Raw genomic sequence first — 9330 nt, 5'->3', positions numbered from 1 at the left:
AGCGAGTTCAGCCCGTTCTGAAGCAGGAACGCCAGGGCCGCCACCAGAATCAGCGGCGTAAGTCGTTCCGGATGATGCTGGACCAACACCTCATCGATTACCCTCTTCGTCACCGCCGGAAAGACCAGCACCATCCCCGTCGCCACAATCGCGCAAGACAACGTCCCCAACGCCAGCCAGGGATAGCGGCGGAGATAGGCAAAGACGCGCGGGACGGTTTTCATTCCTTCTCCCAATCAAATGCTGGACTGTCGGGTCGGCAAAGCATTACAACTTTTTGGTTTCTTGTCAGATGGCAGAAACTGCGAGCTGAAAAATCCGTAGAAATCCCCGACCCCAACAAATGATTAAACTCGTGATAGGACACCCCGGAAAATGATTAGACCGTATCACTCTTCTCCTCCCGATCGGTATTGCCGACTCTTCCCCCACGCTATCACTGAGGTGACCGACGATTTGATCAAACGTCTGACCGCGCTGGCGGCTTCGATGTTGGTCAGGAAGGACATGAGCCCTATCCCGACAAAAATTCACGGCGCCGATCCTGCGCATGCTGGTTACACCTATTTTGGCCAGTTCATCGACCATAACCTCACTGAGGATGACACTCCGCTTAAGGAGAGCGGGAAACAAGAGCCTTGGGAAACGTTCAATCACCGCGGCCCGTGGCTTAACCTTAGCGGGATTTACAGCCCAACCTATGATCGCGGGAGGTGGAAAGAGTTATTTCAAAGCGATGGGCTCAGTTTTCGGTTGGGTAAGCCCGCTATCGATGGCAAGAAATTCGACCTGCCCTTAGACCGGAAGGGTTTTCCCGTAATAGCGGACGAACGCAATAACGAGAACATAATCGTGCGTCAGATCCACGTCATGTTCCTAAAGCTGCACAACCTTGCGATTAAGGAACTGGAGAAACGGCGCGGTCTTACGGATGCAGAAAGGTTTGCCAAGGCTCGACGGCGGGTGTGCTGGCAATATCAGTATTTGGTGCGGCACGATTTTCTCCTTCGCACGTGTCGAAAGAGCGTTTTCCATGAATTGGTGGAAAAGAACCAGAGCCAAATCGATTGGTCGAAGGGTTTTTCCATACCAATTGAATCGGCGCAAGCGGCGCTTCGCTTCGGTCACAGCATGGTTCGGTCTACCTACCAGATTAATCTTTCGCACTCCGATATCGCTCTTCGTGACCTCTTGTGTAGCGGAGAGGCGCGAGCTCTTGAACCTGATGAGGTAATCCACTGGCCAACCTTCCTTACTGGAGAGCCGGCCATGCTTATTGACACAGCCGTCGTTCACCCCCTTTTCGGACTCGAGAGTAAAGATATTCATTCTTTTGTGGACAGTCCGATGCCACACCTGCCGCATTCATTGCCTGTGCGAACACTCCTTCGGGGGGCCCAAAACTGCTTACCAACCGGGCAGGACGTTGCCAAAAGAATGGGAGTACCGCTGCTCGTCATCCCTGCGGCCCGAAACATCAATGGTTTGACCTACGATCCAGGCGCGCACCTGCGATCAACCGGATTCACCGAGGCAACCCCCCTGTGGTATTACCTGCTGCTAGAAGCGGAGGTTAACGAAAAAGGCGCGACCCTGGGCGAGTTGGGAAGCCGCTTGGTCATTGAAACCGTGAATGGTGCTTTACGGAACGATCCTGACTCCTATTTGTCACAGAAACCAGATTGGACTCCGAAGCCTTGGAAAAAAACAGGCAAACCAGTCCTGACTCTGCTTGATCTCGCCGTTCTTTTAGGGGCGTGAACGATTGCAGGCGCTGCGCCCTTCCACACAAAGCGCAGCCCGGTTAACTCGTCGCCAAGGCGGATGGCGAAGTACCATCGCGAATCTATTTGGCGTATGGAAACCACGCGCCTTTAAAGATAGCTTCGGCTGGTTTAATCATTCGCGCCGGCATTGGGAGTTCCATACGGTCATCGGGCAGGACGATCACTACAAGCTTTTGCCGCTTCTCCTTGTCGTCTTCATTGAAAACCCTGAATTCGACATCTGTGGGAATCGGTGCGAAGGCCGTATCCCGATCTCGATTTTCTTCTAGATAGAACCGGTCTTTCGCGAAGCTTTCGCGGGCATAGGCGTGGTCAGTCCGACATCGTTCCCTTTCGGCGGGATTATCCCGCATTTTTTTGCAAAAATCCCAGGTAGCTTGTTCACACGCGTCTGGATCGAGCCAGTGGTCCATAATCTTTTCCTTTGGTTAATGTTTCACTGCAGTAATTAAATCCTGGCGACTGTCCGTTGTTGCCACCCGAGGCAATTCCAGTCTCAGGGCGCCAACCGTCGCTTCAATTTCCTTGGCCAGCTGCATGAACTGGGCGTTCGACCGGATGGAATCAAATCTGGGATCGAGCAGCATACTGCGGTATGCTCGCCAGCCGGCATCGCGAGCCGCCCGCAGCCGCTCGATAGCCTGATCGCCCTTGCCGGAAGAAGCTTCGATCGCAGCCAGGCGATACAAGACTTCAGGATGCCCTGGTGCTGCCTCCAGGGCGGCAAGCTCGAGGTGCTCCGCGGCTGCCAGGACCAAACCACTGTTGTTCGAATCGCCCTTTTCTTGGAGCAATCGACCTAAAGCGGATTGATACGTCATTGCTCCATAGGAATGGCGCCCGCCGTCCGGGTCGCCGCGGGACAATTCCGCGTAAAGCTTTTCCGCCGCGGGAAAATTTCGTGAGAAGAATTCGATGAGCGCGGCAATTTGACGAGGGTAGACCGATTCGGGATGGCGATCCTTGTTCTCAGCGCAAAGTGCGCGGGCGCCATCGAAATCTCTGTTGAGCAACTTCAGATGGCACAAGCCTACCCAACCGTCCGGCAGTTCAGGATATAGCTCGAGGGCCCGCCGATAGATGGCTTCCGCCCTCGCGTCTTCGCCCAGATCTGTCCAGCAATCACCAATGATCCATACATCTTCAGCCGGACGGCGCTGCCATTGCGCCATGATACTGAACCAGGCGAGCGCCCTATCCGGATGGCCGAGAATTCGCCAAAGGCTGCCACTCAGAGCGATCGCGGGAACGTCGGGGCCGCTGAGCTCAATGGCGCGGACGATTTCGTCCAGCGAATGAGCGGGATGTCCGGTGTGAAAAAGGACACTGGCGAGGGCGCGGTGCGCCTCGCCCGAGGTGGGATCGAGATCCGCAGCTTCGCGGGCCGCCTTATCGCCGGCGGCCAACAGCTTGGCATCGTAAAGATAATGTGTCCGCGTGGCGATCGCTCGGGCGAATTCAGTGCGGGCCAAGACCGACCTTGGCTCCGCCTCAGCAGCTTTCCGAAAGCAGTCGATCGCACGCGCGAGATCTTCCGCTGATTGGCGTTGGGTCAGTTGCCTCCCGGCCAAAAGCAAATCGCGCGCTCGCTCGTTGCGAAAAGCAGGATCATCGTGCGCGGCAATCACGTTCTCCCAGCTAGTTTGATCAAGCAATGAGTAAAGTTCGTCAATTTCGCTCTGACTAAAGTCACTGGCTACAGCAAGGTTATGGACAGTTTTAACGCGGCGAAAGAGAAGATTGCCTTCTCCGTCGGTCGCCCGAAGCGAAACGCTGACGCCTCCGGCAACCGTTCGATAAGTCCCGGACAATACCGTGCGCGCGTTGTAGGTCCGGGCGGCGATGCGAATGTTGGCGACGCTGCTGAACGCGTTCGAAGTGTCTTGCGCGCTTGCCGCGATGACACGCGCCGGCCCTTTGCGTTGCAGGTTTAGCCCTAGATTATTGCCGAATCGTAAAGCGCTCTCGGGGTCCGCCTTCGCGTGGTCGAGATCGAGCAGCGGCAAAACGACCACGGAATGTTGGGTGAGCGTTTGTTCCAGAAGAGCTTTCGCTAAATGTCGTGTGTGAGTCTGGCGCACAAGGACCACCGCAACGAGGAGTAGGCATGCGCCCAGCATGGCGGCGAGTTTCGGATTTCTTCGCGACCAGCGCCACGCTCGAATGGGCGGTAAGATTCGCCGCGCCAAGATTGGCCGGCCTTCAAGCCAGCGTTCCAAATCTTCGGCGAGATCGTGGGCGGAGCGGTAGCGCGCGGGAGGTTCGCGTTCCAGGCAGCGGGAGCAAATGGTTTCCAAATCGCGGTCGGCGAGTTTGGAGAGGGTACGGAGTTTTGGGGCGGGGGATTCGGCGGCTTGGCGGATGACGGAGAGGGCGTGGGCGCCGAGGAACGGAGGCCGGCCGGCTAACAGCTCGAAGAGGATGGCGCCGAGGCTGTAGACGTCCGCTGTCGGTTTTAGTTCGGCGGCAGAGTGGCTGGCTTGCTCGGGGGCGATGTAACCCGGGGTGCCGAAAATCGTGAGGGTGCAAGTCAGGTCGCTGGCGGTGTCGAGCCATTTGGCTAGGCCGAAGTCGCTCACGAGCGGTTCGCCGCGGCCGTCGAGGAGAATATTTCCCGGCTTCAGGTCACGATGGAGAATGCCGCGGCTGTGCGCGTATTGAACGGCGCGCGCGACTTTGGCGACGAGCGCCACGCATTGGCGCGGTTCCTGGCGCAAGGCGGGTGCGACTTGTTGCAGCGTGCCGCCGGGCGCGAACTTCATGCTGAAGAACGGGAGGCCGTCCTCGCTTTCGCTCACTTCGTAGATGGGCAGGATGTTCGGGTGATCGAGGCTCGCCGCGGCCTGGGCTTCGCGGCGGAAACGGGCAAGGGTTTCGCGCGAATCGGAGTGATAGCTCAGGACCCGTTTCACCGCGACGATCCGGCGCGAATGGCGTTGCCGGGCGCGATAGATCACACCCATGCCGCCACGGCCGATCTCTTCGAGAATTTCGTAATTGCCGAGCCGCCAGTTCTGGTCGGGCAAATTCACCTCGGCCAGAATGTCGGTGAGCGTTTCCGACTCGCTTTCGTCGGCCGGATCGAGCCCGGCTTCGAGCAGGCAGCCGACGCAAAGCCCGCCCGCGATGTGCGACGACGAATCGCAGTGCGGACAAGGCCGAGGATCAGCGAGGACGCTCGCGATTGAATCGGAAAGTCCCGTGGAGACCGTTTTCATCACGCGGTAGCGGATTCGGCGGCGAGCACGCCGCAAAGGTGGCGAATTTCGTCATCGACCTCGGCCGGATCGGCCACGGTTTCAGCGACTTCCTCGCGGAGAAGCTCGCGGTAACGTTGCCGGAGCCGGTGCACGAGCCGTTTCACGGTGGCTTCCGGAGCGCCGAGAGCTTGAGAGAGATCGGAGTACGAGACGTCTTCGCGTTCGGCGCCGAGGCAGGAACGCAGCGCTTCGAAAGCGCGCAGCTTCCCCTGGCTTTCACACTCTTCGCGCAGCCGCCGCACTGCGTGCTCGACGACGGTGGCCGCCCAACGCAGATCGAAAAGCCGTTCGGCCGACCATGATTCGAGCGCTTTTGCCGGAACGGTGAGCTGCGACGGTGCCTCCGCCATCCAGTCGTCCCACGAAACAAATTCCACGTCGCCGCCTCGCTTTCGAGCGTGGCGTTTTTCGGCGGCGTCGTTCAGGAAATTCTGGAGCGACTTGAGCAGGAGCGAGCGGAACCGGCCCCGCGCCGGGTCTGCATGCCTGAGCCAATTACCCTCGAGCATCATGAGAAAAAAATCCTGGGTCAGATCCTGGGCGTCTTCGGGCGAATGGCCCCGCCGGCAGACGAAGGAAAAAATCGGGCGCCAATAAAGACGGCAGAGCTCCGCCAGCGCCCGGCGCGCCTTCTGATCGTCGCCTTCGAGATCGGCCGAGGTCAGGATTAGACTCCAGCGCGTGGTGGCAAAATTTCTGGGTGCGCCGCCTTCTTCCGCGGCAAGGCTGGAGTTCACAGGCTGGGATGATGATTTTCCGTTCCATGTAAGACAAGCCTAAACCTAACGGATTGCGCCGCCCGCCTTTCCAAAATCAGGGCACTCCCGGACAGGACCGTTCTTCTTTCCTACGGAAACGGAGCAGCCAAGTTCCGGAGAAACCGCAGGCCGAGAACTTTTCTCGCGGCGTTGTCCGGAAAAACGCATCATTCCAAGGCCGCGATCCAGGCGTGCACGAAATGACGCAAAGCAAACCAGCCAGCGTGGGAACCCCGGCCGCGACAAGCGGGAGCGGCAGGAAGCGAAACGTTCTCTACGGCTTTTGGTAAACGTCGAAATTGACGACCTGGTTCTTGCCAAGCAGATCTTTGTATTGGACCTGCGTCGTTCCGAGCTTCACGAACCCGGATGGACCAGGCGAACCCTGTCTCATGAGGAGCGTGGCGCCCGAGACGAGACCATCGCCGGCGGGCCCCTGAGGACCAGCCGGACCGGTCGCTCCAGTATTGCCGGTGGGCCCCTGCGGGCCAGCTGGGCCGGTCGCTCCCGTTGCTCCCTGTGGCCCTTGAGGTCCCGCAGGACCGGTTGCACCCGGCCCGCCTTGCGGGCCAGCAGGTCCTGTCGCCCCCTGGGGACCTTGGGGTCCTGTTTCGCCCTGGGGACCTTGCGGCCCAGTCTCGCCTTGCGGACCTTGGAGGGTGCTGATGTCAGCAGTGCCGAGCTGCCCATTGGCGCCGATGACGACAGGCTGGGGGTCGGTGATGGTTTGACCATTTATGCCCGCGATGAAGGTGGAAGAGTGAACGCCGGGCCGCCCCAGCCGGATGGTGCCGGCCTCGCCTGCGGCGCCGAGATTACCGATGAGGATATTATTGCTTCCGGTGGTATTGAAACCTGCGCTGTCGCCGAGCGCCAGGTTGTTACTCCCCGCGGTGTTATTGGAGAGGGCCTGAAGACCGATGGCGGTATTCCGATTTCCGGTGGTGTTACCGTTCAGGGAAAGATAGCCGATCGCGGTATTCCCGTTTCCGTCCTGGTTGCTTAGGAGCGAATAGCTGCCGGAGGCGGTATTTTGCTGTCCATCAACATTGGATGAAAGCGAAAACATTCCCGTAGCCGTGTTGAAGTTGCCGGTTCGATTATTAAGAAGCGCATAGCTACCCGTCGCCGTGTTTTGTTGCCCCTCCGTGTTGGCGAAAAGCGCATTGGCTCCCGTGGCCGTGTTGAAGTTGCCCGTGCTATTGCTATAAAGCGCCTGGAGTCCGCTGGCGGTGTTTTCGGAGCCGTCCATATTGCTGAACATCGCGGAACGGCCGATGGCGGTATTGGAGAAGCCGTTGGCAAGGCTGAAAAGCGCATCGTCCCCTTCCGCGGTATTGTCATTGGGGTAACCGCCGTCCGGAGCTGGCGTGACCGCTTTCGCCGCCGAGAAAGCCATAAATAAGAGACTGGTCACGAGGAGCACGGTGCGCCGCGGCGAATGGGCACTCCGTCCGCTGGAAGATGGAGTTACAGTCTGGGGATTAGTTAGGTGCGACATAGAGGCCTTTCTTTTGCGGGCGCTTGATTGTTGTAATTTTCCGAGCGGGTAGGCAAGCCGATTCTTGCTTTGGGAACTAAATTGAGGGCCGCGGCACGATGGAATGGTTGCCGGTCCAACGCTCGACCGTCCGGGCGCCTTGCCCTTCGCGAGACATCAGGCATTCTTCAACCAGACGCGAGTTCTCGAAGATGACACCTGAATATTCCGGCGATGTCGTTCGCCTCGAGCAGATCGAAGTGCTCGCCCAGATCGGCGTGCCGGATGAGGAGCGCTCCAAGCCACAACGTCTCACCATCAGCGTTACCTCCTGGCCGAAGACGCAGGCGGCGGAGCTGAACGACGACATCAACCAGGCGGTGAATTATGCCGAGGTTTGCGATGAAGTGAGGAGGTTCGTCCAAGGCCGGCGCGATCGGCTCGTCGAAACGCTGGCAGACGCTCTCGCCCGGCATCTGCTCGCAAAGTTCGCCCTCCGTCGCGTCATGATCGAGCTGCGAAAATACATTTTGCCCGGGGTCGAATTTGTTTCCGTAACCGTGACGCGCGAGCGTCCGATGTAACCATGCGCCACGGACCATTCGAGAAACCACCGAGCGAAACGGCGCAGCTCTACAGCGAATCGGTCTCGATCGATTGGCGCCTCTCCGCCCACGATATCAAGGGCTCGCTGGCGCATGCGGCCGCGCTGGTCAAAGCGGGAATCCTGACGAAGGAGGAGCACGACCAGATCAAAGCGGCCCTGACCGTGATCGAGGCGGAAATCGCCGCGGGCGATTTTCGCTGGGAGCGCTCGCTCGAAGATGTGCACATGAATATTGAGTCGGTGCTCACCCAGCGGATCGGCGCCGCGGGCGCGAAGCTGCATACCGCGCGCAGCCGGAACGACCAGGTGGCGCTCGATCTGCGGCTCTTTGTGAAGGCGGAAGCAGCCGAAGTTTGCCGGCATTTGCGCGAGCTTCAGCGCGCGCTCCTGAATTTGGCGGAACGTTTTCAAAACACGGTCCTCCCCGGCTACACCCATTTCCAGCGCGCGCAGCCGATTGTGCTTGGTCATTATTTCCTCGCGCACCTCGAAGCGCTGGAGCGGGATCATGGCCGGATTCTTGATTGCGCACGGCGCGCCGACGTTTTGCCTCTTGGCTCCGGCGCCATGGCCGGCTCGACCATCGTGCTCGACCGCGAAGCAATCGCGCGCGAGCTCGGGTTTGCAAAGGTGAGCCAGAACAGCCTCGACGCCGTGGGCGATCGTGACTTCGTGGCCGAGTTTCTCTTTGGCCTGGCCATGATCGGGATGCATCTCTCCCGGTTCAGCGAGGAACTGATCCTGTGGAGCACGTCCGAGTTCGGATTCATTACGTTCAGCGATGCTTTCTCGACCGGTTCCAGCCTGATGCCGCAGAAGAAGAACCCGGACATGGCGGAGCTGACCCGCGGCAAGACCGGACGGCTCTACGGAAATCTTCTGGCGCTCCTCACCACCCTGAAGGGTTTGCCCATCTCCTATCAGCGCGATCTCCAGGAAGATAAACCGCCTCTTTTCGACTCGACTGCGACCGTAAAGGATGCGTTGCAGGTCTTTGCCGCGATGTTGCCGGAGCTGACGATCAACACGGCAGCGATGGAAAGCGCCGCGAAAGATCCGGGCCTTCTGGCGACCGACCTGGCCGAGTATCTCGTTAAAAAGGGAATGCCGTTCCGCGAGGCGCACGAAGCCGTGGGCAAACTGGTAGCGCGCGCATTCAACTCGAAACAGGCCTTGAACAATGTTTCTCTGCTCGAGATGCAGGAAATCTCCCCGCTCTTTCAGGATGACGTATTGAAGGTGTTCGATGTGCGCGCCTCGCTCGCCCAGCGGACGGCCGTCGGCGCTCCCTCGCCGGAAAACGTGGCCGGTCAGATCGCGCGCTGGAAGAGTCTTTTGTAGCGGCGGTCTCTGACCGTCGATTTCTCTCCTCATCAACACCGACGGTCAGAGACCGCCGCTACAGAATGCCGACGGTCGGAGACCGCCGCTACAGAAT

Annotated in this window: 8 protein-coding genes; 3 read left to right on the top strand and 5 right to left on the bottom strand. The window is 59.1% G+C overall.

From position 1 onward, the window contains the following. A partial coding sequence (locus VJU77_19835) for an ABC transporter ATP-binding protein (GenBank protein HKP05612.1) occupies positions 1-224 on the bottom strand: 224 nt, incomplete at its 3' end. Between the two features lie 220 nt (positions 225-444). Here VJU77_19835 and VJU77_19830 point away from each other — a divergent pair. Then, the gene (locus tag VJU77_19830; GenBank protein ID HKP05611.1) at positions 445-1761 is read left to right on the top strand and encodes a peroxidase family protein; all 1317 of its coding nucleotides are present in this window, start codon (positions 445-447) and stop codon (positions 1759-1761) included. A gap of 85 nt (positions 1762-1846) precedes the next feature. Here VJU77_19830 and VJU77_19825 read toward each other — a convergent pair whose 3' ends face one another. The 4 genes from VJU77_19825 to VJU77_19810 form a co-directional block, all read right to left on the bottom strand. Beyond that, the gene (locus VJU77_19825) at positions 1847-2200 is read right to left on the bottom strand and encodes a hypothetical protein (GenBank protein HKP05610.1); all 354 of its coding nucleotides are present in this window, start codon (positions 2198-2200) and stop codon (positions 1847-1849) included. Positions 2201-2215: 15 nt separating this feature from the next. Then, positions 2216-5005 carry a protein kinase gene (locus VJU77_19820; protein HKP05609.1) on the bottom strand — a complete coding sequence of 930 codons (2790 nt, stop codon included), beginning with the start codon at positions 5003-5005 and terminating at the stop codon, positions 2216-2218. Next, positions 5005-5784: a sigma-70 family RNA polymerase sigma factor gene (locus VJU77_19815; protein HKP05608.1), complete on the bottom strand. Its 780-nt coding sequence runs from the start codon at positions 5782-5784 to the stop codon at positions 5005-5007. Before VJU77_19815 ends, VJU77_19820 begins: the two co-directional genes overlap by 1 nt. Before the next feature lie 295 nt (positions 5785-6079). Next, complete coding sequence (locus VJU77_19810) at positions 6080-7306, bottom strand: hypothetical protein (protein ID HKP05607.1); 1227 nt, start codon at positions 7304-7306, stop codon at positions 6080-6082. A gap of 191 nt (positions 7307-7497) precedes the next feature. On the opposite strand from VJU77_19810, the gene folB reads away from it, so the two are divergent. Together folB and argH are read left to right on the top strand one after the other, a co-directional pair. After that, positions 7498-7869 (top strand): dihydroneopterin aldolase, encoded by a 372-nt coding sequence (gene folB / locus VJU77_19805; protein HKP05606.1) that lies wholly within the window; start codon positions 7498-7500, stop codon positions 7867-7869. 2 nt (positions 7870-7871) lie between these two features. Beyond that, on the top strand, positions 7872-9233 hold the full coding sequence (gene argH, locus VJU77_19800) for an argininosuccinate lyase (GenBank protein ID HKP05605.1): 1362 nt from the start codon (positions 7872-7874) through the stop codon (positions 9231-9233). Positions 9234-9330: the final 97 nt, after the last annotated feature.

This window comes from Chthoniobacterales bacterium (assembly GCA_035274845.1).
GTDB lineage: Bacteria > Verrucomicrobiota > Verrucomicrobiia > Chthoniobacterales > UBA10450 > AV80.
This window is presented reverse-complemented; position numbering and strand designations above follow the sequence as displayed.